Source organism: Dyella halodurans (assembly GCF_026283925.1).
Lineage (GTDB): Bacteria > Pseudomonadota > Gammaproteobacteria > Xanthomonadales > Rhodanobacteraceae > Dyella > Dyella halodurans.
The window spans coordinates 642562-667001 of the sequence record NZ_JAPDPF010000002.1; the positions used below are offsets into that span (position 1 = coordinate 642562).

Genomic DNA, 24440 nt, shown 5'->3' on the forward strand with positions numbered 1-24440 from the left:
TCAGGCCTCGGCAAACGGAAAGGTCAGCACGTCGGCAATCGCGTCGGTGCCGACCAGGCACATCAGCAGGCGCTCGATGCCCAGCGCCACACCGGCACAGTCGGGCATGGCGTCGAGCACCTCGAGCAGGCGTTCGTCGATGGGAATGGCCTGCTGCCCGCGCCCGCGTCGCACCTCGTTGTCGCGCTCGAAACGGCGGCGCTGCTCCGTCGCGTCGTTGAGTTCATGGTAGCCATTGGCCAACTCGTAGCGCCCCAGATACAACTCGAAGCGTTCGGCCATCGGCGGATCGCCAGGGCGAACCTTGGCCAGCGCGCACTGCGACGCCGGATAGTCATGGATAACGGTAATGCGATCGCGTGGAAACGCTGGCTGCAGCTTGTGCGTGATGATCAGGTCGAGCCAGTCATCGCGGGTCAGGCCTTCGGGGTCGATGTTGTATTCGTGCAGGACGGCATGCAGTTCATCGATGGGCGCATGCATCGGGTCGATGCCGAGCTCGTCGATGAACAGCTGCCGGTAGCCCTCGACCAGCACTTCGGCCCGCCGTCCCACCATCGCCAACGACGCTTCCACCAGCCCGATGGTCTCTTCCATCAGCTGATGGTGATCCCAGCCGACGCGGTACCACTCCAGCATGGTGAATTCGGGATTGTGGCGCCCGCCGGCCTCGCCATTGCGAAACACGCGTCCCAGTTCGTAGCAGTCACCCACGCCCGTGGCGAGCAGGCGCTTCAGCGGGTGCTCCGGTGAGGTACGCAGCCAGCGCTCTCGCGAACCTGCATCGACATGACCGCTGAACGCGGTGCTGAAGCTCTGGATATTCGGTTCGGTGTTGCCGGCGGCGGAGAGGATCGGTGTCTCCACTTCCAGCACGGCGCGTTCCGCAAAATACGCACGGATCAACGCATTCAGGCGCGCACGCAGATGCAGGCGTCCCGACAGATGCAGGCTCATGACGCGCCCTCGTGCCTGGCCAGCAAGGCAAGCAGCTGAGCCTCGTCCCAGACTTCCACGCCAAGTTCGTGCGCCTTGTCGAGCTTGGAGCCCGCGGCTTCACCCGCCACGACGAAACTGGTCTTCTTCGACACCGAGCCGGCCACCTTGGCACCGAGTGCCTCCAGCCGCTCCTTCGCTTCATCGCGACTAAGCGTGGGTAGGGTGCCGGTCAGCACGACGGTTTGACCTTCCAGTGGCGCGCTCGATGCGGCCGATGCGGCAGGAACGGCAGCGAGCAGTTCCTGCATGGCGGCATCGGCCTCCCGCAACGGCTGCACGTTCTTGTCGTCAGCGAGGAAGGCTTCGAGATGGGTCGCCGCCGCGGATGGCAGACCCGCCACGATCCAATGCGACGCTCCCGCAGCGATCAGCTTGTCCAGCGTGCGGAAATGTTCGCCCAGCAGCTTGGTGCTCTTGGGTCCCACCTTGTTGATGCCGGCCATGTCCAGCAGCACCGCCAGGTCGAGCCGGCCGCGCAACTTCGGCGACGGATGCGTCTCGTCAGCAAATTCGATGCCTGCGGCCAGCAAGGCGTCAACCACCTTCTGGTTGCCCTCTTGCGCGAAGAAGCCGGCAATCGATGCCGCCACTTCCTGGCCGATGTCGGGCAGCACGCGCAGGATAGTCTCTGGCATGCGGCGAATCATCGCCAGGCTGCCTAGCCATGCGGCCAGCGTCTTGGCCGTGCTTTCACCGATATGCATGATGCCCAGGCCGAACAGGAAGCGCGGCAAGGTGGTGCGCTTGCTGGCCTCGATCGCCTCGATCAGGTTCTCGGCCCATTTGGTGGCGACCTTGCCCTGCTTGACGGTTTCCGGCGTGCTGCCATCGCGCTCGTCCGCCCGACGCTTCATCTCGAGGAAATCCTCGAGCGTGAGGCGATACAGATCGGCCGGCGTATGCACATAACCGAAATCCACCAGCGCATCGACGAAGCGCTCGCCAATGCCTTCGATATCCATGGCCCGGCGTGCGGCAAAGTGGATCAGCGCTTCCTTGCGCTGCGCCGGGCAGATCAAGCCGCCGGAGCAACGCCAGGCGGCCTCGCCCTCTTCACGCAACAGGGCCGAACCACATACCGGGCAATGCGATGGCATATGCCAGGGATGCGTATGCGCTGGACGCAGCGCGGGCATCACGCGCACGACTTCGGGAATGACGTCGCCGGCGCGGCGCACGATCACCGTATCGCCCACGCGTACGTCGAGACGCGCCACCTGGTCGGCGTTATGCAAAGTGGCGTTGGTGACCGTGACACCCGCCACCTGCACCGGTGCCAGGCGCGCCACCGGCGTGGCGGCGCCGGTGCGGCCGATCTGGATCTCGATGGCCTCGACCGTGGTGGTTTGCTCCTGCGCCGGGAATTTGTGCGCGATCGCCCAGCGTGGCGCGCGCGATACAAAACCCATCGCGCGTTGGCCGGCATAGTCGTCCAGCTTGTAGACCACGCCGTCAATGTCGTAGGGCAAGGCATCGCGTTTGGCGCCAATGCGCTGGTAGTACTTGATCAGCCCGTCGAAGCCGTGCGCCGTACCGACCTCGGGCGACACCGGAAAACCCCATTCACGCAGCGCGGCCAGCGTCTTCGAATGGGTAGGCGGCAAGTCGCCGCCCTGTACCTCGCCGACGGCATAGGCGAAGAAACTCAGCTTGCGCTTGGCCGTAATGGCCGGATCGAGCTGGCGCAACGAACCTGCCGCACCATTGCGCGGATTGGCCAGGGTCTTTTCCCCGGCAGCGCGAGCATGCGCATTGAAGGCCTCGAAATCCTTGTGCAGCATGATCACTTCGCCGCGCACTTCCAGCACACGCGGCCAGCCCTCGCCACGCAGGCGCAGTGGAATCGCCCGCACCGTACGCAGGTTGGCGGTGACATCCTCGCCGGTCTCACCATCGCCACGCGTGGCGCCCTGCATGAAGATACCGTCTTCGTAACGCAGGCTGATGGCCAGGCCATCGAGCTTGGGTTCCACCGAGAACACCGGACTGCGACGGTCGAGCGTCTGTTCGATGCGTCGCTCGAAATCGGCTACTTCGCGAAAACGCTCGCGCTCGCCCTCGCCTTCCTGTTCGAACGCGTTGTTGAGCGACAGCATGGGGATGGCGTGGCGGACTTCGGCAAACCCTCCCTGCGCCCGCGCACCCACGCGGCGCATGGGCGAGTCGGACGTCGCCAAGGCAGGATGTGCTTCTTCCAGCGACTCCAGCTCGCGCAGCATGCGGTCGTACTCGAGATCGGTGATCTCCGGATCGTCGAGTACGTGGTAACGATAGTTGGCGCGTTCGATCTTTTCCCGCAGCTCGAGCGCGCGGGCTTGCCATTCGTGGGCCGGGTTCTGGCTCATGCGGAGGTCCTCATGCGCCGAAGTTTAACGAGTCGCGGCCCGTTTCTGCTTCATCGCCGGTCCGATATCCGGGCTTTCCACACGAATACACATGATCGTCACGCCAATGGCGGGCCTAGCGATGCAGATCGCCGGCCGCCTCCGGCTGGTACGCGATCTCCAGCACGCGGAGCCGGCGCTGTTGGCCATCGGGCGTGGGCCAGTCAATCTGCTGACCTCGGGTCAAGCCAAGCAGGGCGCTGCCGATCGGCGCCAGGATGGACACGGTGCCGTCGGCCCGTACCGCGGAGGGGTAGACCAGACTCACCGTCAGCTCTTCGCCAATGCCTTCGTCCTTGAAGGTGACCACCGAGTTCATGGTCACCACGTCCGCCGGCACCGCCGTCGGTTCAACCACGTCGGCCCGATCCAGTTCGCCGCGCAAGGCGTCGTACTGGGCGGCTTGCGCGGGCGGCATGCGCTCCAGCAGCGCTTCGATGCGCTCCAGGTCCAGGCGGGAAACAACGATGGATGGCTTGCTGCTCATGATGACTCCTGTCCGTTGGCGCAAACGGCGCCGGCGTGCCGGTGATCACAAAAGACGACGCGTCGGGACGGAGCCGCCCCGACGCGCCTGGTCGATGTGATCGCTTGCGATCTTGATCTGTCCGCCGTGACGGCCATCGAAGCAGCCACAGCGAACTGGTTCTAAACTGAAACAGCCATGACTTTGGACGTGGCGTTGTGCAAAAGCAAGCCGCCGCAGCAGGTATCATAAGAGGCCATGCCCGAGAACATCACCGCTACGGAGGCAGCCCTGCCCGTCTCGCCATCACCGGAAGACGCGGGACCGCAAACGACCACCGAACCCCTGTCATCGCGGGAACGGTATCGCGGCCTGATCTGGCTGGTGGCAGCCGCCTTCTTCATGCAGGCGTTGGACTCCACCATCGTCAACACGGCCGTACCCGCCATGGCCCAGGCGCTCAAGGTCACGCCGCTGGGCATGCGCACTGCGCTCACCAGCTATGTGCTGACCCTGGCCATCTTCATTCCGGCCAGCCCCTGGCTATGTGACCGTTTCGGCACGCGACGCATCTTTGCCGCGGCGATCGCCACCTTCACCATCGGCTCACTGCTCTGCGGCATTGCCCAGACCCTGCCGCAACTGGTGGCCGCGCGCGTGCTGCAAGGCCTGGGCGGCGCGGCGCTGATGCCGGTGGGGCGTTATGTCCTCGTGCGCAGCATCGACAAGCGCGACTTCGTGCGCTCGATGAGCACGGTGGCAACCGTGGGATTGCTGGGCTCGGTGCTCGGCCCCCTGCTCGGCGGCGCGCTGGCGCAGTACGCGACCTGGCGGCTGATCTTCCTGATCAACGTGCCGGTCGGCCTGATCGGCATGTGGATGAATCGACAAAGCATGCCGGACTACCGCGTCGACGACGTGCATCGCTTCGACTTCATGGGCTTCCTGCTGTTTGCCGCGGCATCCGCCATGTTGCTGACCGCCTCTGAAGTGGCCAGCGGTGGTGGCGGGCAATGGCTGTGGATTGCCACGTATGGCGTGCTGGCCATCGTCTTCGGCGCCATCTATGTATGGCATAGCCGCCGCACCGACCATCCGGTGGCCGACCTCAGCTTGTTGCGCGTATGCAGCGTATGGGTATCGTTGGCTGGCAACCTGTTTACCCGCCTGGGCGTGTCGGGCATGTTCCTGTTGCTGGTGCTGTTCCTGCAGATTGGATGCGGCTGGTCGCCGCTGATGGCGGGCCTGATGATGGTGCCGCAGGCCATGGGCTCGATTGCGGCGAAGTGGTTTATCAATCGCCTGCTCAGTCGCGTCGGCTACCGCCGACTGCTATTCGCGAACACCCTGATGGTGGCGCTGCTGCTGGCATCGTTTGCCTTGCTCGGCAAAGGCTCGCCGATGTGGCTGATCGCATCGATGGTCTTCGTCTACGGTGGCTTCATGGGCATGCAGTACACCGCCATGAACACGCTGATCTACAACGACCTGGATGTGAAATACGCATCGATGGCCTCGTCCATGGCCTCCACCGCGCAGTACCTGTCGATGAGCTTCGGCATCGCACTGGCCTCGTTGCTGATGGAAGCGTTGCTGAAAGGCCACACACCCGAAGACTATATCCCGGCATTCCGCTGGACCGTGCTGCTACTCGGCGTGGTGACGGCCACTGCCAGCTGGGTATTCAGCCGCCTGCCTGCGGAACGTTCTTCGCGAGGGGCTCGCGCTGGCGAATAGACCGCGATGGCCGTCCAAGCATGTAGCATGCGAGGCATAGTCCAGCTGCCAAGTTCATCTGCATGCACCACGCCGGCGACATTCTGCTTACGCTCTTCATCGTGTTCGTGGCTGCCCAGATCGGCAGCGAGATCGCGCAGCGACTGAAGCTCCCTGGCGTCGTCGGCGAGATTGCGGCGGGCTGCGTGGTCGGCCCCTCGGTGCTCGGCTGGATCGTGCCCGAGCAGATCGCAACAGGCACACCGCTCGACGTGCTGGCCGAAGTCGGCGTCGTCCTGCTGCTGTTCTCGGTGGGCCTGGAAACGCGCCTGGAGGATCTGAAGAAGGTCGGCAAGGTGGCCTTCCTGGTCGGCGTGCTGGGCGTCCTGGTGCCGTTTGGCATGGGCAGCCTGTGGGCGCATGGCAGCGGCTTCGACTGGAGTCGCTCGTTGTTCGTCGCCGCGGCGTTTGTCGCCACATCGGCGGGCATCACGGCTCGCGTGTTACAGGAACTGGGGGCACTGCAACGCGTCGAGAGCAAGGTGATCCTGGGCGCGGCAGTCATTGACGACATCCTCGCCATGCTGCTGCTTGGCGTGGTGGTGTCCCTGCAGGGCGGCGAAGGCTTCGACCTGCTCCACCTGCTGACGGTGCTGGTTGGCGCGATCGGCTTCATCGCGGTGATTGGCATCGGCGGCGCCCGCGTGATGCGCTGGAATTCCGCCTGGCTGGACAAGCCACGGAATCCGCAGTCGGCGCTGGCCATCGTGCTGGCGCTATGCCTGGGCCTGGCTTATGTCTCCACCCGTTTCGGTCTGGCCGCCATCATCGGCGCGTTTCTTGCCGGCATGATCGCGTCGGAGACACGCCAACAGCACACGCTGGAAAAGCAGACGCAGCCACTGCTCGCCCTGCTCACGCCATTCTTCTTCGTCGTCACCGGCAGCAAGATCGACCTGCACCTGCTGGCCAATGTGGAAACCGAGATCATGTTGCTGGTGGTGACGTTGATCGCCATTGCCTCCAAGTTGATCGGCGGCTTTCTCGGCGCGCTATCGCTAGGCCGGCGCAGCGCCACCATCGTGGGTTTCGGCATGGTGCCGCGAGGCGAAGTGGGCGTGGTCATTGCCAGCCTCGGCTTGACCGCCGGCGTGTTCACCGACCGCATTTACGCGATCATCGTAGCCATGTCGCTGCTCACGGCGATGGTTACGCCGCCGGTGCTGGCGTGGCTGCTTCGACGCGGTGACGCCGCCAAGAAGCGCGTCGAGATACCTGAGACGAAAGGCTGAGCTAGCCGCCGCGCATGCTGCGATAAGCGTCGAGTGCAGCGACGCGCGTGGCGCCCAGATCGACCATGGGCGCGGGGTAACCGCTGCGCTTGAGTAGCGCCGCGTCCTTCCACGGCTCGTGCAGCAGGGGTGGCGGCGCCGTGGCAAGCTCGGGCAGCCATCGGCGCAGATACTGCCCCTGAGGGTCGAACTTCTGCGCCTGGGTCACCGGATTGAACACACGAAAGTACGGCGCGGCATCGGCGCCACTTCCCGCCACCCACTGCCATCCCAGCGTGTTGTTGGCCAGGTCGGCGTCCACCAGGGTGTCCCAGAACCAACGGGCGCCGTGACGCCAATGCTGCCTGAGGTTCTTGCACAGGAAGCTGGCGACGATCATGCGCACGCGGTTGTGCATCCAGCCGGTATGCCAGAGTTCGCGCATACCGGCATCCACCAGCGGAATGCCGGTGCGACCGCGCTGCCAGCGCTCCAGCCATGCGTCATCCTGCGCTGCCCAATGGAAGCCGTCGAAGCGTGGATTGAAGTTCGCCGTGGGCGTGTCTGGAAAGTGGTAAAGCAGATGGTGTGCGAATTCGCGCCAGCCCAGTTCGCGCAGATAGGGCTCGATGTCCGGGCGACGCCGGGCATCCGTGGCCGCTACCCGATCCGCCAACTGGCGATGAATTTGCCGCGGCGAGATTTCGCCGAAATGCAGATGCGGCGACAACCGCGAGGTGCCGTGGCGCGATGGCAAATCACGTGCCTGCGCATAGTCGGCGATGGCATCGTCGGCAAAGATCTCCAGCAGTTCCTGTGCGCCCTGCTCGCCCGGCCGCCACGCTTCACCCAGGCCACGGTCCCAGGGAATCCGTGGCAATAGCCCCAAGGCCTCCAACGGCGTGCCACCCGCCACTTCCATGCCACGCAAGCTTGATGGCACCGGCAAGGGCTGGGGGTTGCCCAACTCGGTGCGCAGGCTGCGCCAGAAAGGCGTAAATACGCGATACGGCGCCTGCTGCTTCGTTTCGATCTGCCAGGGCTCGCACCAGAGCGCGGCATTGAAGCTTTGCGCTTGCACCCCGTGTTCGCGCAGGGCCGCCTTGATGTCACGGTCTCGTGCAATGGCGGCCGGCTCGTAAAGCCGATGCCAATACACCGCCGTGGCGCCGGTTTGCGCGAGCAGCTGCCGGAGCACGGCAAGGCTGTCGCCTTGTCTTATATGCAGCGACACGCCCCGCTCAGCCAGCTGCGCCTGCAAGGCGGCCAGCGAGTGATGCAGCCACCATTGGCTGGCGCCGCCGGGCCTCCAGTCGCCTTCTTCCTCCGGCGCATGGATATACAGCGGCAACACAAGATCATGCGCGGCACAGGCGGCGCTCAGCGCAGGATGGTCGGCGAGACGCAGGTCGCGGCGGAACCAGACGATGGCAGTGGTCATGGGCGCAGCTTAGCTTTTGGGGCGCTGGACGTGCGGTCTATTGATCCTGCGAGGAGGATCAGAGCACCCTCACCGTCATTCCCGCGAAAGCGGGAATCCAGTGCCTTTTGTCTCAAACGGGTCGAAAGCCGCTGGATTCCCGCTTTCGCGGGAATGACGAGCTTTTTTGTGCGGATTCTCTCAAACGTCGATCAAAGCTCGACGCAGTCGAAACGACGATCGGCGCTGACGTCTTCCTCGTAGTTCACGTCTGCGCGGCCGAAGCCGAACAGGCGCAGGAAGTCCTGCTTGTAGCCGGCGTAGTCGGTGAGCTGCGGGAGGTTCTCGGTGGTGACGGTGGGCCACATCGCCTTGCAGGCCTGCTGCACATCGTCACGCAGCTCCCAGTCGTCGAGACGCAGGCGACCTTCGTCGTCCGTGGTCGGCGCGTTGTGGTCCTTGCGATACAGGGACTCGCGGAACAGGCGATTGATCTGCTCGATGGTGCCTTCGTGGAGGCCCTTTTCCTTCATGATGCGGAACACCATGGAGACGTACAGCGGAATCACCGGGATCGCCGCGCTCGCCTGGGTCACCACCGACTTCATCACGCCGACGTAGGCTTCGAGCCCTTCGGCGGCGTGGCGCTGCTTCAGCTGACGCGCGGTGTTGTCCAGGTGCTGCTTGGCCTGGCCCAGGGTGCCGTGCCAGTAGATCGGCCAGGTGATCTCGGTGCCCACGTAGCTATAGGCCACGGTCTTGGCTTGCTTGGCCAGCACGCCGGCCTCGCTCAACGCGTCGATCCACAGCTGCCAGTCCTCGCCACCCATGACGGTGACGGTGTCCTTGATTTCCTGCTCGGTGGCCGGCTCCACCGACACCTGCACCACGGTGTCCTTGTTGGTGTCGATCGAGGTGGCGGTAAACGTCTCGCCGATGGTCTTGAGCGAGGAGCGCACGACTTCACCGGTATCCGGCAGCTTGCGCACCGGCGAGGCCAGCGAGTAGACCACGAGGTCGATCGGGCCGCCCATCTCGTTCTTGATCAGTTCGATCGCGCGGGCGCGGGTCTCGTTGGAGAACGCATCGCCGTTGATCGACTTGCTGTACAGGCCAGCCTGCTTGGCCAGCTTGTCGAACGCGGCGGAGTTGTACCAGCCGGCCGTGCCGGTCTTGGTCTCGCTGCTGGGCTTCTCGAAGAACACGCCGAGCGTGGCCGCGCCATAGCCAAAGGCTGCGGTGATGCGCGAGGCCAGGCCGTAGCCGGTGGAGGCACCAATCACCAGCACGCGCTTGGGACCGTCGCCAAGGCTGCCTTGCGCCTTGGTGATGTCGATCTGTTCAAGCACATTGCGCTCGCATCCGACCGGATGAGCCGTAATGCAGATAAAGCCACGCACCTTGGGATTGATGATCACTCGCTAGCTCCTGGTAGCAAACCGCAAACCGGCATGATAACCCGGGCCCCGGGCCATGCGCTGCCGTAGGGATCCGGCTGCGAGGTGCCTGCCCCGCGAGGGAAGCCTCACGAAAGTCCTCGTCATTCCCGCGAAAGCGGGAATCCAGTGCCTTTGGCTTCGTGGGGCTGAAAGTCGCTGGATTCCCGCTTTCGCGGGAATGACGGGGGGAGGCTCGGCTTTCTTGAGGTTCCCAAGGGTGGCCTATGCAGACATCAGGCGTTGTAGACCCGCCCCTTCCACTGCGACCGCACGCCACGCCAGTAACGGATGGCCGAACTCCAGGTCATGGCGAGATAGAGCGTCGCGCTGAGCGGCAGCAGCAGGGCCCACAGCGGGGACATCCGGTAGTAGCGGAGCATCGGCAGGTAGCTCGCGGTCATGGCCAGCCACGCGGTCAAGGCCAGGGGCCAGACCTGCGGCGCGGCGAGCAAGGCCAACGGCGCGCCATAGGCCAGGGCAAAGACGGCCGTCACCGCCAGCAACAGCAAGGTGGAATAGCCAAGCTGGGTGAACGCCGAACGGGCCACCATCTGATGGATCGACCCCAGGCTGCCGTAAGGGCGCAAGCTCACCACATCACGGCTCAGCCCTAGCCAGGTGCGATAGCCCGACTGTTTGACCTGGCGCGCCAGGGTGCAATCGTCGATCAAGGCATCACGCAGGCTGGCAAATGCACCGATACGCTGCAGCACCTCCGTATCCACCAGGATGCAGCCGCCTGCCGCCGCCGCAACCAGTCGACTCTTTGAATTGGACAACGCAAACGGATAGAGCAGCTTGAAGTAGTAGACGAAGACGGGCAGCAGCAGGCGATCCCAGAAACTGGTTCGTCGCAGGTCGGCCATCAGCGACACCAACTGACGTTGTTCGCGGCGCTTGTGCGCCACCAGGGTGGCCAGCATGCCCGGCCGCAGCTGGATATCGGCGTCCAGCAGCAAGGTCAGCGGCGTGCGCACCTGCTTGCTGCCCTGCTCCAGGGCCCATAGCTTGCCGGCCCAGCCTTCCGGCAAAGGCTGGCCGCTGATCACGCGGGTACCTGGAAAGGCAGCAGCGATGCTGGCGGTGGCGTCGGTGGACTGGTCGTCGACCACGATGACCTGGAGCCCCTTCCCCTGCGCTTGCAGACCCGCGAGGGTGACGCCAAGCACGTCGCCCTCGTTGCGCGCGGGAATCAGCACGGTGACGTCGCTGAAATCGAACGCCTGGCCCGCGGCCGGATCGGCCTCGAGATGCTCGCGCGTGCTCCAGGGCCGCCAGGGCACCAGCAGCAGACCCAGCCACATCAGGGCGGGCACTAGGGCACACGCAAGCATGAACATCGGCGTCAGTGGCCGGCATCCGCTCCGGTAGTGGCGCTACGGCGTTGAATGGCGCTGATCGGGATGTGCACCGCGGTGGCGTCGGCACGCTCGCCATACAACACCGGCAGATCGGGAGCCATCGCTCCTTCGGTGCGCGGGCCAAACGTCGCCACGCGGGCAGCCTTCAGCGGATGCGCGAAGGTATCGTTCACCGCGCTGCCTTCGAAGCCGCAGTGCGCCATGCAGTTATCGCACTTGGGATTGATGCCGACGCCGTACTTGTCCCACTCGGTGTCTTCCATCAACTCCTTGTAGGTCTTGGCATAACCCTCGTCGACCAGCAGATAGCAGGGCTTTTGCCAACCGAAGATGTTGTAGGTGGGATTGGACCAGGGCGTGCACTGGTAGCTCTGGTTGCCGGCAATGAAGTCGAGGAACATCGACGACTGGTTGAATACCCACTTGCTCTTGCGTTCCTTGCCGAGCCTGAAGATGTCGCGGAACAGCTGCTTGCTTTCGGTACGCCCCAGGAACACGTCCTGGCGCGGTGCATGCTGGTAGCTGTAGCCGGGTGACACGGTGATGCCTTCGATGCCGAGCGACATCGCGAAATCGAAGAAGTCCGCGATCTCTTCCGACGGCTCGCTATTGAACAGCGTGCAATTGATGGTCACGCGGAACCCGCGCGACAAGGCGAGCTTGATCGCGGTCACCGCCTTGTCGAATACACCATCCATGCATACCGAGGCGTCGTGGCGCTTCTCCAGGCCGTCGAGATGAATTGACCAGGTGAAATACGGCGAAGGCGTGTATTCGTCGATGTGCTTCGGCAACAGGATCGCGTTGGTGCACAGATAAACGAACTTCTCGCGGGCGATGATGCCCTGGACGATCTGCGGCAGCTCCTTGTGAATCAGCGGCTCGCCTCCGGGAATGGAAACGACCGGTGCATCGCACTCGTCCACGGCGCTCAAGGCGTCCTCGACGCTCATGCGTTTCTGCAGGATGTCTTTCGGATGATCGATCTTGCCGCAACCGGCGCAGGCCAGATTGCACTGGAACAATGGCTCCAACATCATCGCCAGCGGATAGCGCGACTGGCCGCTGAGTTTCTTGCCGACGATGTAGCTGGCGATCTTGACCTGCTGAATAAGAGGAATGCCCAACGGAATCTCCTCGTAGCGTATCGACCGACCTCTCCGACACTTCGCCATAGCCATGGCGGAAAACAAGTGCCGGAGCCGTCATGCGTAGGTATTGAGTATATCCATCCAATTAACCGTGCTGCCCTCAGGACGGAAGCAGTGCGGGTGGCGCCATGGCGTGAGGATACTCCCTACGCAGGCGTTCCCATTCAATCTTGAACCAGGGCGTAAAGGACTGCGGCTGCGCCGCGATTTCCTCGTCCAGCGCCGCTGGCGACACATAGCGCAATCCGGAAATCTCGTTCACGTTGGCGACAGGCAAGGCATCGCTATGGCCCACATAAACCCAGCACAACTCATGCTCGGCGCCTTCGGCATCGAACTGCGCCTGATACTGGAACTTGAACTGGAAGGCCAGCTCGCACTGCATACCGAGCTCCTCGGCGAGTCGCCGATGAATCGCCGTCTCCATGGCCTCGCCACGACGCGGATGACTGCAGCAGGTGTTAGACCAGAAGCCTGGCCATAAGCGTTTGCCGGGAGCGCGCTGCTGCAGCAGCAACTCACCCTGGGGATTGAAGATGAACAGTGAGAAAGCCCGATGCAGGATGCCCTGCCCGCTGTGCGCGGCAGCCTTGTCGAGGAATCCCATCTCCTGGTCGCGCTCGTCGACCAGCACCAGCGGCTCGTCATGAAAGGACACGACACTGCTCGACGACTGTCCTTGGTAGTAATCCAACTCTCGGTTAGTCAAGGTCGAACCTCTCTCACCCAGCGGACGGAACTCGGTTTTGGTCTTCACGTCGGCATCACATATACGCTAGCCAGGAAGACAGCCCGTCAAGGGCGCGGGGTCAGGCTAACAAATGATGGCATTGAATGAGTAGCCCTCGTCCTCCGTGAGTCGACGGCCTCGCGATTTGCCCGCCTGGACATCCCGGAGGATTTTCCCTAAGGCGGCCCAGGACCATTCACGCGGGTCCACACCGTATTGCCGCCTAGCAGGCTGACGCCGATATAGCCGCGCAGGCTCAGCTTGTCTGCGCTGAGCAAGCGGATCTGGCAGTGGTAAACCTTGCCGTTGTTGGAGTTGTAGACGCGCCCGTCCACCCACATACGACGATCGGGGTCATAACGCAGGCCCCATAGCAGACGCAGCCCCGTCAACGGTCGCGAACGCAACGCCGGGTCGGGATTATTGCGGTCCGTGACGGTTTTCCCCTTGAGCTCAGGGCCGTCCTCCGGGCCGTACTTGTCGTGCAGCTGCCAGGCAATATGCCCTTCGTATTGATCGCCAACCTGCTCGATCTGGATCACCGCGTCGCGGCTCTCAACCAGCCAGTAGCCCACGATGGTCGGTGCCGGCCTCGCTTGCTGCGGGCCTTCGCCAGCGCTGGCGGCAAACGCACTGCACAGCAGCAGCCCGAACAGACCTGGCACGAGGCATCCAAGCCACCGGCCCAGCGCAGCTTGCCTGCGCCGCGTCACAGTCGCGGGATGATGGCCAGCGCGAATTTGCGTTTTTGCCTGACTCATGGGGTAACTTTAGGAACAACCGTGGAAGGCGCCAAACCATCGCGACCATGCCGACCCTGCCTGTTACCGACATGCTTCTACTCTGGATCGGCACCGGCCTCAATCTGGCGGCCGCGGCTTATGCCTGCGTGAGCCTGTGGGCGTGGTTTCGCTGCCGCCACGCGCAGGCTGGGCGACCGGCAGGCCGGGCCATCCACCCGGTCAGCGTGTTCAAACCCCTGCATGGCGCCGAGCCGCGTCTCTACGAAAACCTGCGCAGTTTCTGCCTGCAGGACCACGCCAACTATCAATTGCTGTTAGGCGTACGCGAAGCGGATGATCCGGCCATCGCGGTGGTGGAACGACTGATCGCGGAATTCCCCGCGCTGCCCATCCGGCTGGTGGTCGACCCACGCATCCATGGGGCCAACCTCAAAGTCAGCAACCTGATCAATCTTCGGCCTCACGCGCAACACGACTGGCTGGTGCTGGCCGACAGCGACATCAGCGTGTCCGTGGATTATCTGTCGCGGGTGACGGCACCGCTGGCCGATGCGGACGTGGGCATCGTCACCTGCCTCTACCATGGCGTCGCCGAAGGCGGCTTCTGGTCCCGACTGGGTTGCCTGTTTATCGATGACTGGTTTGCACCGTCGGCACGGCTCGCGCATGCCTTCGGCTCCACCCGCTTCGCCTTCGGCTCCACCATTGCCTTGCGCCGCGAGACCCTGGACGCCATCGGCGGCTTCGAGATTTTATGCGACACCCTCGCGGACGACTTCTGGCTTGGCGAGCTGAGCCGCCGCGCGGGGCTGCGTACGGTGCTGTCCGACCTGGTGGTGGGTACCGAGGTCAGTGAGACGAGCTTTCACGCGCTGTGGACACATGAGCTGCGTTGGTTGCGCACGATCCGTGCGATCGCTCCGGCCGGCTTCGCCATGACCTTCGTATGCTTCACCTGGCCCGTGCTGGTGCTCGGCCTGGTGCTGGCGCCTACCCCGCCCAATGCCTTGCTGGCGCTGCTGGGCGGCGGCGCCAGGGTGGTGCGCTATGTGGCGCAACGGCGTGGCACGGCCCGAACCTCGCCTTGGCACGACCTCGGGTTGACCCCATACCGTGACCTGCTGTTACTGTTCGAGTGGGCGATGGCACTCACCCGCTGGCGGGTCGAGTGGCGCGGACGCGTATTGCATGCTCGCAAGCATGCGCCCACGCGGTATTCTTGAAAGCGATTGCGATAGTGCGACTAACAACTCATTGCGGATCTAGACTGAACTGCTGCAGGAGCTTGGTAATCCATGAAGACGCTATTTCTGCAAGCCCCGTCCTTTGACGGTTTTGATGGTGGTGCGGGCTCCCGTTACCAGTGCAGGCGCGAGGTCAAGAGTTTCTGGTACCCCACCTGGCTGGTCCAGCCGGCTGCGCTGGTGCCTGACTCGCGCGTCATCGATGCTCCGGTGGAAGAGCTATCGGTGGAGGCGACGCTGGACATCGCCGCCGACTACCCGCTGGTGATCATCCACACCAGCACGCCGTCCTTCCCCACCGACGCGAAATTTGCCGAACTGCTCAAGGCCCGCCGGCCTGACATCGTGATTGGCCTGATCGGCGCCAAGGTGGCGGTTGACCCCGTCGGGTCGCTACAGGCGACAACAGCCATCGACTTCGTGGCGCGCGAGGAATTCGACTACACCTGCAAGGAAGTCGCCGAGGGGCTTCCCTTCAGCGACATCAACGGCATCAGCTACCGGCTGGCCGACGGCAGCATCCAGCACAATCCGGCGCGCGCGACCATCGAGAACATGGACGACCTGCCCTTCGTGGCACCGATCTACAAGCGCGACCTGAAGATCGAAGGTTACTTCATCGGTTACCTCAAGCACCCTTACGTTTCGATCTACACCGGTCGCGGCTGCCGCTCGAAATGCACGTTCTGCCTGTGGCCGCAGACCGTCGGCGGGCATCGCTACCGCGTACGCTCGGTCGCCAACGTGCTCGCCGAAACGCAGTGGATCAAGGACAACATGCCCGAAGTCCGCGAGCTGATGTTCGACGACGATACGTTTACCGACAGCGCCAACATGGAACGCGTGCACGAGATTGCCCGCGGGCTGCATGCACAAGGTTGGACCTGGAGCTGCAATGCCAAGGCCAACGTGCCCTATGAGTCGCTGAAGATCATGCGGGAAAACGGTTTGCGCGTGCTGCTGGTGGGCTACGAGTCGGGCGACGACCAGATCCTGCACAACATCAAGAAGGGCCTGCGCACCGATATCGCGCGCACGTTCGCGGAAAACTGCCGCAAGCTCGGCATTCGCGTGCACGGCACCTTCATCCTCGGCCTGCCGGGCGAAACCAAGGAAACCATCGCCAAGACCATCGAGTACGCCAAGGAGATCAACCCGTTCACCATCCAGGTGTCGCTGGCCGCGCCGTATCCCGGCACGACCATGTACAAACAGGCGATCGAGAACGGTTGGCTTGAGGCGAACAAGGCCATCAACCTGGTCGACGACAAGGGCGTGCAGATTGCGCAAATCAGCTATCCGCACTTGTCGACGGAAGAGATCTTCCACGGCGTGGAGACGTTCTATCGCAGCTTCTACTTCCGACCTTCGAAGATCTGGGAGATCGTCAAGGAGATGGCGGGCAGCTGGGAGATGACCAAGCGACGATTGCGCGAAGGCGTGGAGTTCTTCCGTTTCCTGCATGCGCACGAGGCTTGAGCGGGCAGCTCTCGCTGCAGCCATGAATGCCGCGCTGGCACCGACTCGACCGCGTCTGATCGTGACGGCCGATGATTTCGGCCTGCACGAAGCGGTGAACGAGGCGGTGGAGCGCGGCTACCGTGAGGGCGTACTGCGCGCCGCTAGCCTGATGGTGACGGCGCCCGCCGTGGCAGACGCGGTGGCCCGCGCGCGCAATTCGCCTGGCCTCGCCGTGGGTTTGCATCTGGTGTTGGCGGACGGCCAGGCGGCCTTGCCGCCAACGCAGATCCCGGACCTGGTCGATGCCCAGGGTCGTTTCGGCAGCGCCATGGCGCGCGACGGCGTTCGTTTCTTCTTCCTGCCGCGCGTGCGACGTCAACTGGCGGCCGAGATTCGAGCCCAGTTCGAGGCCTTCGCCGCGACTGGCCTGAGCCTCGACCACGTCAATGCGCACAAGCATTTCCATCTGCACCCCACCGTGCTCTCGCTGCTGCTTTCCATCGGCCGCGATTACGGCCTGCGCGCGGTGCGCTTGCCGGCAGAGCCAGGCATGGGGCCATGGCTGCAACCCTGGCTGGCCCTGATGCGCCGACGCCTGCGTCGGGCCGGCGTGCTCTGCAATGACCATGTGTTCGGCATCCGCCACAGCGGCGGCATGGACGAGAGCGCGCTGCTGGAGGTGCTTGGACACTTGCCGGAGGGTCTGTCGGAGCTCTATCTGCACCCCGCCGTGCACGGCCAACTGACGTCAAGCATGGCCGACTACCGTCACGCGGATGAGTTGGCCGCACTATTATCCCCACGTGTGCAACGGGCCATCGCGGAACGTTGTTTGTTGTGTCATGGCTTTGGGGATCCGGCGGCTGCATGAAATATCTCGTTTATCTCGCCGGCCTGCTCGGCCTCGCTGCTGCCATCGTATTGGTCGTGCACCAGGACTGGGGCGCCATTCGCAATGCGTTCGACCACGCGGGCTGGGCGCTGCTCTGGCTGTTGCCGTTCCACGCCGTGCCGCTGCTGGTGGACGTGATGGGCTGGCGCGCCCTGCTGGCACCACGCGATCCGCAACGACGTGCTGGCGTGCCCTTCCTGTTCTGGGTGGGCGGCGTCCGCGAGGCCTGCAATCGCCTGCTGCCGGTGGCGAATATCGGCGGCGAGATCGTCGGCATCCGGCTGGTCAAATGGCGCGGCCTAGGTGGCGCGGTGGTGGCCGCGAGCGTGGTGATCGAAGTGCTGCTGACCCTGGTCAGCCAGTACATCTTCGCGGCGCTGGGCATCCTCATGCTGATTGGCTTGACCAGGCATATCGGCACCCTGAATTCGGTCGTTGGCGGCCTGGTCGCCAGCCTGCCCTTGCCCATCGTGCTGATTTACCTGCTGCGTCATGGCCAGCTGTTTTCGCGCCTGGAAGCGTTCGTGGAAAAGACCATGGGCGGCCCCTCACGCTTTACCGAACTGCTCGACGGCGCGCGCCTCGACGAGGAAATCCGCGCGTATTACCGCGAGCCGCTGCGCCTCGCCGTGGCCTGCACGTGGCAGCTCGCCGGCTTCATCCTGGGCAGCTTCGAGACCTGGTTCGCCCTGCTCCTGCTCGGCTATCCGATCACCGTATGGGATGCCGTCGCGATCGAGGCGGTGACGCAGTCGCTGCGCCATATCATCTTCTTCGTACCGGCGGGCCTGGGCATCCAGGAAGGCGGCCTGGTCCTGTTCGGCAACATCATCGGCCTGCCGGCCGACGCTGCGATCGCATTGTCGCTGGTCAAGCGTGCGCGCGAAGTCGGCTTCGGCTTGCCCATGCTGATTTCGTGGCAATGGGCCGAAGCCCGCCGCCTGCGCCTCGGTTGGCGCGCGCGCAGCGCCACCGCACTCCCGGATGCGCAAAACAGCAAGCCTTCATAACCATGAGGTGACCGATGTCCAACGACGCTACCGTCGCTGCCGCCGACCATGCCATGCGGCATTGGCTGGGCACCGAACCCGGTCGCATCAAGATCGGCTCGGATGCGCACAAGCGGCTGTTCTGCCGCATGTTGCTGGACACGCACAATCCGTACAAACCGGCCGTGATCGATTGGCCCAGCTTGAGCCCGGATGCGCTGCAGCGCATCACCTCACTGCCGATCTGGGACATCGCCGTGCAGACCGAGGGCCGCGCCACCCTGCGCGTCGAAACCTATACCAACACCGTCGACGATCCGCTGCTGCGCGAAGCGCTGATCATGGATGGCGGTGAAGAAGCTCGGCACAAGGTCGTGCTGAGCAAGATGGTCGAGGCCTATGGCATCGCGCTGGCACCGGAACCCGAGTACGAGGTACCCAAGGACCCCGAATGGGGCTGGCTGGTCACCGGCTATAGCGAATGCATCGACAGCTTCTTTGCCTTTGGCCTGTTCGAGTCGGCCAAGCGCACCGGCTACTTCCCGGTGGAACTGGTGGAGACGTTCGAACCGGTGATCCAGGAAGAGGCCCGCCACATCCTGTTCTTCGCCAACTGGGTGGCCTGGTATCGGCACCAGCTGCCGTGGTGGCGGCGCCTGCCGTTCGAGCTGAAGGTGATGCGGGTATGGATCTTCCTGATCTGGGAGCGCATCGGCATCGCCAAGGGCCTGGACAGTGCTGGCGAGATGCAGGATGCCAATTTCACCCTGACTGGCCACCAGCAGATCGGGCTGGACCTGAAGCTGGGCGAGATGATCGACATGTGCCTGAGCCAGGACAAGTACCGCATGGACGGCTACGACGAACGCCTGCTGCGCCCCACCTTCGTGCCGCGTATGGCCCGCCTGGCGCGTCGCTTCGTACGCTAGGCACTCAGTGATGCAGGCTGAACCAGGCCACGGCGTCCTCCAGGGCGAGCCGGACCGGGCCTGCCGCATAACCGAGTTCGCGCTCGGCCTTGGCGCTGGAGAAGAACATGCGCTTGCGGGACATGCGCACTTCCTCGACCGTGGCGATGGGCTGGGTGCCGCTCACCCTCGCCCATGCCTCCGCCACATACGCCACCGGCATTACCGCGGCGTGCGGCAGCCGCCAGCGCGGTGGCTCGCGCCCGACGATGTCCGCAATCTCGGTCAACAGTTCGCGCAGGCTGAGGTTGCTGCCACCCAGGATGTAGCGCTCTCCCACCACGCCATGCTGGAAAGCCAGCCAATGACCGTCCGCTACGTCGTCCACGTGGACCACGTTGAGGCCGGTGTCGACATAGGCGGGCAAGCGGCCGGCGACGGCGTCGCGCACGACCCGCCCGGTGGGCGTGGGCTTGATGTCGCGAGGGCCAACCGGCGTCGACGGATTCACGATCACCACTGGCAGCCCAGCTGCCGCATAGGTCCTGACCATGGCCTCGGCAAGGAACTTGGAGCGCTTGTAGTGGCCCACCATATCGTCGAGCGATACCGGCGTGCCTTCGTCACCGGAGCTGCCGTCCCGAGGAATGCCCAAGGTCGCCACGCTGCTCGTGTAGACGATACGCGACACACCTGCCTGCCTGGCCGCCTCGAGCAAGGCCCGCGTGCCATCGACATTGGTTCGATAGAGCTCATCCGGTTGCGGAGCCCACAGCCGGTAGTCGGCCGCCACGTGGAACACCGCGTCGCAGCCTTTGCACGCGCTGGCGAGCGACGTCGCATCGGTGAGATCGCCTTCGACCACCTCGACGTCGAGCCCTTGCAGATTGCGACGATCCGAGCCGGCACGCGCCAGCACGCGGACGCTGTGGTTCTCACGCAGCAGGCGGCGGGCAACCGCCGAGCCGACGAAGCCGGTCGCTCCGGTGACCAAGGTCTTCATGGTGGTGTCGCCACCAGGCTGCGCCTGCGCATCGCCAGCATGAACCCTGGGTACATAAGGCTGGTGATCCATGACCACGGGGGAAGGTATGCGCGCATTATGGATGAACCACGCGCCGTTGGCGCAAACGCAGCGACGCACCCCGGCGCCGGCTTCCTTTCCCCTGCCTTTCATGGGCAGGAGCAGGCCTCCGGCGCAGCCTCGACACTTCAAAGACATTCCGTTTGGTCAGATGGCTGCGTCCTTCAAGATCGGGGTGCTAACATGCCTGCGTCGTACGTTTTTCTGTATGTGAATACATAAGGAAAGCCGAGGCATGTCAATGTTTGAATCAAAGCACGTCGCTGCGATCGCACCAGCCAACGCTAGTGCTTATCAGGAAGCCATACTTCCGCGCGTATCCAGGACGTTCGCATTGACCATACCGCAGCTGCCGCCTGCACTTCGCGAGGTGGTTGCCAACGCCTATCTGTTGTGCCGCATTGCCGACACCATTGAGGACGAACCGACGCTCTCGGTGGACCAGAAAGGTGTCTACGAAAGCGCCTTTGTTGACGCCGTCATCGGCCGCATCGATGCACAACGCTTCGCAGCCGAACTGGCGCCGAAGTTGTCCGAGGCAACCTCTGCAAGTGAGCGTGAGCTGTTGTCCCGACTCCCGCTCGTGCTGGAGGTCACGCAGACCTTCAATCCGACCCAGCACACGGCCATCGTCGACTGCCTGAAAACCATGTCGCAAGGCATGCACGACTTTCAGTGCGTGGTTGGCCTGCAAGGCCTGGCCACGCTGCGTGACCTGGACCGCTATTGCTACTGCGTGGCCGGCGTCGTGGGGGAAATGCTGACGAAGCTGCTGATCAACTTCGAGCCGGAGCTGGCGCCGCAATCGAAAACCCTGATGCGCCTGGCGGTGTCATTTGGCCAAGGCCTGCAGATGACCAATATCCTCAAGGACCAGTGGGAGGATCGCAGCCACGGCGTGTGCTGGTTGCCGCAGGATGTCTTCTCCCGCCACGGCGCGCGCCTGCACGATCTGCGTCCCGGTTATCAGGACGCCAACTACGCCAAGGCCATGATCGAACTGATAGGGGTGGCGCACTCGCATCTCTGTCGTGCGGTGGACTACACGCTTATCGTGCCAGCCAGGCACGCCGGCTTCCGCCGCTTCTGCTTGTGGAGCATCGGCCTGGCCGTACTGACCCTGCGCAATCTGCAGGACCGGCTCGATTTCTCCTGCGGCACGCAGGTCAAGGTCTCCCGCGCGGCCGTCGCCCAGACCATGGGCCTGACCCGACTCACCGACAAATACGATACCGGCGTGCGCTGGTTGTTCACGACCGCCGCGCGCAAGCTGCCGCTGACGCCGCTGTCGCCCGAGTGGGACGAGCCCCAGGGTCCCCCGCACACATGGCCCAGGCGCAGGGCCTCGTATTTGAATGGCATTCCCTCCCGGCACGATGCCAAGAACGCACGATCACTATGACGGAGACTTCAGCTCCTGTTGACGATGCGGCCCGCCCGGCCCATCGCGATGAAGAGCCTGAGACCACCCGAATCGATCAGGCCATCGAGCGCGCGCGCAAGGCCTTGCTTGCACGGCAGCGGCCTGACGGGCACTGGTGCTTCGAGTTCGAAACCGACTGCACCATCTCGGCCGAATACATCCTGATGATGCACTTCCTCGATGACATCGACGAGGTGTTGCAGGAAAAACTCGCGCGTTACATCCGGCTCAAGCAGCGCCTGGATACGCACGGCGGCTGGCCGCTCTACCAGGACGGCGCCATCGACCTGTCCTGCACGGTCAAGTCCTACTACGCTCTGAAGGCCGCCGGAGACCCCGCCGAGGCGCCGCATATGCAGCGCGCCCGCGACGCCATCCTGCAACGGGGTGGCGCTGCCCGGAGCAATGTGTTCACGCGCATCCTGCTGGCAATGTTCGAACAGGTGCCCTGGCGCGCGGCGCCGTATGTGCCGGTGGAGATCATGTTGTTTCCGCGCTGGGCACCGTTTCATCTGGACAAGGTTTCGTATTGGGCGCGCGCCACCATGGTGCCGCTGTTCATTCTTTGCTCGCTCAAGGCCCGGGCCAAGAATCCGCGCCGTGTCGGCGTGCCCGAGCTGTTCGTCACGCCGCCGCAACAGGAACGGCACTATTTCGCCGTCGGCGGCTTCGCCAGCCGGTGCTTTCTCGTGCTGGACAAGCTCGGGCGCGCGTGTGATCCGTTGGTCCCCAGGGCATTGCGGCAAAAAGCGGTAAAGAAGGCCGAACAGTGGTTTCTGGCGCGACTCAACGGCGAGGACGGCGTGGGCGCCATCTTCCCGCCGATGGTCAATACGCTGGAGGCGCTGGACCTGCTCGGTTACGCGAAGGACCATCCCGCGCGCGCCACCTGCCTCAAGTCCTTGCAGAAGCTGATCGTGCAGAGCGCCGATGGCACGGCGTATTGCCAACCCTGCGTTTCGCCCGTGTGGGACACCGGCTGGGCCGCCATGGCCTTGCTGCGCGCCTCGGGTGACGCGGCCACGCAAGCCGCGGTGACACGTGCGCTGGACTGGATGGCGCCGTTGCAGGAGCTGGAAGTGAAAGGCGACTGGGCGGCACAGGCGCCCGACCTGCCGCCCGGCGGCTGGGCATTCCAGTACGCGAATGCCTACTTTCCCGACCTGGACGACACCGCGCTGGTCGCCGGCCTGCTCCACGTGGCTGTGCTGGGTACGCCGCAGGAAGGCATGTACCGCGCGCGCATCGAGCGCGCTGCCGACTGGCTGGTCGGTATGCAGTCCGACAATGGCGGCTTCGCCGCCTTCGATCGCAACAACACGCACTACCACATCAACCAGATTCCGTTCGCCGACCATGGCGCCATGCTCGATCCGCCCACCGAGGATGTGTCCGGTCGCGTCCTCGCCTGCCTGGGTGTACTGCGGCGCCCGCAGGATCGTGTCGCCATCGCGCGCTGCGTCGCCTACCTGAAAACCGCCCAGCAGCCTGACGGTTCCTACTGGGGGCGCTGGGGCACCAACTATATTTACGGCACCTGGTCGGTGCTGGCCGGACTGGCCCTGGTGGGCGAGGACCTCAGTCAGCCGTGGATCCGCAAATCCATCGACTGGCTGGTCGCCAGGCAGCACGCCGATGGCGGCTGGGGCGAGACCAATGACAGTTATTTCGATCCTGCGCTACGCGGCAGCAACGGCGGCATCAGCACGGCGCACAGCACGGCCTGGGCCCTGCTGGGCCTGCTCGCGGTCGGCGAGCACCGCTCCGAGGCGGTTCGCCGGGGCATTCAATGGCTGCTCGACGACCAGCAAGCCAGCGATGAGCGCGAAGCAGGGTTGTGGTATCACAGCAGCTATAACGCGCCGGGTTTTCCGCGCGTCTTCTTCCTCAAGTACCACGGCTATACCGCCTACTTTCCGCTATGGGCCTTGACCCGCTATCGGCGCCTGATGCAATCGACACCCTCGCCGGGGACGCAGTGAACCCTCACTCCGTGGGCATCGTGACGGCGCTTGCGACCGAGGCGCAGGCACTTACTCGCCAGCGCTTGCACCCGCAAAGGCTGACCCCCGTCGGGAAGGACGCCAGGCTGTGGCTGAGTGGCATGGGCCAGGAGGCGGCACGACAGGGGGCGCTGGCCTTGATCGACGCAGGCGCCACCGCCCTGGTCGTGTTCGGCGTCGCGGGCGCACTGACGCCAGGCTTGCGCAGCGGCACGCTGCTTTGTCCGCAGCGCATCTTCGACGAGCGGGGGCGCGACTATACGCCGACGCCGTCGTGGCGCGCGGCGCTCAGCCAACGCCTTGAGGCAGCCGGACTGGCCTTGACGATGGAAGGAAGCCTGCTGAGCCTGCCGGCGCCCTTGTGGAGCGCCGCGCAGAAGACCGCCATGCGCGACCGCCACCTGGCCGTCGCCGTGGATATGGAGAGCGCCGCCGTCGCGGCAATTGCGAGTGAACGGCAGCTGCCTTTTCTGGTGTTGCGCGCCATCGTCGACGAAAGCGATGACGAGATCCCGCTGGCGTTGCAGGCCGGCATCGACGAGTGGGGACGCGCGCGCCCATTGAGCATGCTCCTGGTGATGGCGCGCCATCCTGGACTGCTGAAACGCTTGCCCGGCCTCGCCAGTCGCATGGGCAAGGCCACCCGCGCCCTGCAGGCTGCCGTGGTCGCGGCAGGTACGGACCTGGCGCGCGAAGCGCAGGGCCCCTGCTAACCTTGACACATCGTTTTCGGAAGTCAGGCCTGGCCTTGACGTA

The 24440-nt window shown here is 64.2% G+C and carries 20 protein-coding genes; 10 read left to right on the forward strand and 10 right to left on the reverse strand.

Annotation, left to right across the window (positions count from 1 at the left end; all coding sequences use genetic code 11):
* The 3 genes from epmA to rnk form a co-directional block, all read right to left on the reverse strand.
* Window positions 1–957 (reverse strand): EF-P lysine aminoacylase EpmA, encoded by a 957-nt coding sequence (epmA, locus tag OUZ49_RS06515; protein ID WP_266149260.1) that lies wholly within the window; start codon window positions 955–957, stop codon window positions 1–3.
* Window positions 954–3344: an NAD-dependent DNA ligase LigA gene (gene ligA / locus OUZ49_RS06520; RefSeq protein WP_266149262.1), complete on the reverse strand. Its 2391-nt coding sequence runs from the start codon at window positions 3342–3344 to the stop codon at window positions 954–956. The genes epmA and ligA overlap by 4 nt, the downstream gene beginning before the upstream one ends.
* Before the next feature lie 115 nt (window positions 3345–3459).
* Entirely contained in the window at window positions 3460–3870 is a 411-nt protein-coding gene (rnk, locus tag OUZ49_RS06525; protein WP_266149264.1) for a nucleoside diphosphate kinase regulator, read from the reverse strand.
* 237 nt (window positions 3871–4107) lie between these two features.
* Between rnk and OUZ49_RS06530 the strand changes: the two genes are divergently transcribed.
* Both OUZ49_RS06530 and OUZ49_RS06535 read left to right on the forward strand, forming a co-directional pair.
* Window positions 4108–5586 (forward strand): MFS transporter, encoded by a 1479-nt coding sequence (locus tag OUZ49_RS06530; protein ID WP_266149266.1) that lies wholly within the window; start codon window positions 4108–4110, stop codon window positions 5584–5586.
* A gap of 62 nt (window positions 5587–5648) precedes the next feature.
* Window positions 5649–6857 carry a cation:proton antiporter gene (locus OUZ49_RS06535; RefSeq protein WP_266149268.1) on the forward strand — a complete coding sequence of 403 codons (1209 nt, stop codon included), beginning with the start codon at window positions 5649–5651 and terminating at the stop codon, window positions 6855–6857.
* Between the two features lies 1 nt (window position 6858).
* On the opposite strand, the gene OUZ49_RS06540 is transcribed toward OUZ49_RS06535, so the two are convergent.
* From OUZ49_RS06540 to OUZ49_RS06565, 6 genes are all read right to left on the reverse strand, one after another.
* The gene (locus OUZ49_RS06540) at window positions 6859–8277 is read right to left on the reverse strand and encodes a cryptochrome/photolyase family protein (RefSeq protein ID WP_266149270.1); all 1419 of its coding nucleotides are present in this window, start codon (window positions 8275–8277) and stop codon (window positions 6859–6861) included.
* A 191-nt stretch (window positions 8278–8468) separates the two neighbouring features.
* Complete coding sequence (fabV, locus tag OUZ49_RS06545; RefSeq protein WP_266149271.1) at window positions 8469–9674, reverse strand: enoyl-ACP reductase FabV; 1206 nt, start codon at window positions 9672–9674, stop codon at window positions 8469–8471.
* 254 nt (window positions 9675–9928) lie between these two features.
* Window positions 9929–11011, reverse strand: a complete 1083-nt coding sequence (locus OUZ49_RS06550) for a glycosyltransferase (protein ID WP_266149273.1) — start codon at window positions 11009–11011, stop codon at window positions 9929–9931.
* 29 nt (window positions 11012–11040) lie between these two features.
* Entirely contained in the window at window positions 11041–12183 is a 1143-nt protein-coding gene (hpnH, locus tag OUZ49_RS06555; RefSeq protein ID WP_266149275.1) for an adenosyl-hopene transferase HpnH, read from the reverse strand.
* A gap of 124 nt (window positions 12184–12307) precedes the next feature.
* On the reverse strand, window positions 12308–12964 hold the full coding sequence (gene idi / locus OUZ49_RS06560; protein ID WP_266149277.1) for an isopentenyl-diphosphate Delta-isomerase: 657 nt from the start codon (window positions 12962–12964) through the stop codon (window positions 12308–12310).
* Window positions 12965–13113: 149 nt separating this feature from the next.
* Window positions 13114–13602 (reverse strand): DUF2147 domain-containing protein, encoded by a 489-nt coding sequence (locus OUZ49_RS06565; protein WP_266149279.1) that lies wholly within the window; start codon window positions 13600–13602, stop codon window positions 13114–13116.
* A 167-nt stretch (window positions 13603–13769) separates the two neighbouring features.
* Between OUZ49_RS06565 and hpnI the strand changes: the two genes are divergently transcribed.
* From hpnI to OUZ49_RS06590, 5 genes are all read left to right on the forward strand, one after another.
* Window positions 13770–14903 (forward strand): bacteriohopanetetrol glucosamine biosynthesis glycosyltransferase HpnI, encoded by a 1134-nt coding sequence (hpnI, locus tag OUZ49_RS06570; RefSeq protein WP_266149280.1) that lies wholly within the window; start codon window positions 13770–13772, stop codon window positions 14901–14903.
* 72 nt (window positions 14904–14975) lie between these two features.
* A complete protein-coding gene (gene hpnJ / locus OUZ49_RS06575) occupies window positions 14976–16403 on the forward strand; it encodes a hopanoid biosynthesis associated radical SAM protein HpnJ (RefSeq protein ID WP_266149281.1) in 1428 nt (475 codons plus the stop codon).
* Window positions 16387–17256 (forward strand): hopanoid biosynthesis-associated protein HpnK, encoded by an 870-nt coding sequence (gene hpnK, locus OUZ49_RS06580; protein WP_266149282.1) that lies wholly within the window; start codon window positions 16387–16389, stop codon window positions 17254–17256. Before hpnJ ends, hpnK begins: the two co-directional genes overlap by 17 nt.
* Complete coding sequence (locus OUZ49_RS06585) at window positions 17253–18287, forward strand: flippase-like domain-containing protein (protein WP_266149284.1); 1035 nt, start codon at window positions 17253–17255, stop codon at window positions 18285–18287. The genes hpnK and OUZ49_RS06585 overlap by 4 nt, the downstream gene beginning before the upstream one ends.
* A gap of 14 nt (window positions 18288–18301) precedes the next feature.
* Entirely contained in the window at window positions 18302–19195 is an 894-nt protein-coding gene (locus OUZ49_RS06590) for a ferritin-like domain-containing protein (protein WP_266149286.1), read from the forward strand.
* 4 nt (window positions 19196–19199) lie between these two features.
* Here OUZ49_RS06590 and hpnA read toward each other — a convergent pair whose 3' ends face one another.
* Window positions 19200–20351 (reverse strand): hopanoid-associated sugar epimerase, encoded by a 1152-nt coding sequence (gene hpnA, locus OUZ49_RS06595; protein ID WP_266149288.1) that lies wholly within the window; start codon window positions 20349–20351, stop codon window positions 19200–19202.
* 148 nt (window positions 20352–20499) lie between these two features.
* On the opposite strand from hpnA, the gene OUZ49_RS06600 reads away from it, so the two are divergent.
* From OUZ49_RS06600 to OUZ49_RS06610, 3 genes are read left to right on the forward strand one after another with little or no spacing between them, the layout of a single operon-like run.
* Window positions 20500–21660 carry a phytoene/squalene synthase family protein gene (locus tag OUZ49_RS06600; RefSeq protein WP_266149402.1) on the forward strand — a complete coding sequence of 387 codons (1161 nt, stop codon included), beginning with the start codon at window positions 20500–20502 and terminating at the stop codon, window positions 21658–21660.
* Window positions 21657–23663, forward strand: coding sequence for a squalene--hopene cyclase (gene shc / locus OUZ49_RS06605; RefSeq protein ID WP_266149290.1), 2007 nt, complete (start codon window positions 21657–21659; stop codon window positions 23661–23663). Before OUZ49_RS06600 ends, shc begins: the two co-directional genes overlap by 4 nt.
* Window positions 23660–24397: a phosphorylase family protein gene (locus tag OUZ49_RS06610; RefSeq protein WP_266149291.1), complete on the forward strand. Its 738-nt coding sequence runs from the start codon at window positions 23660–23662 to the stop codon at window positions 24395–24397. Before shc ends, OUZ49_RS06610 begins: the two co-directional genes overlap by 4 nt.
* Window positions 24398–24440: the final 43 nt, after the last annotated feature.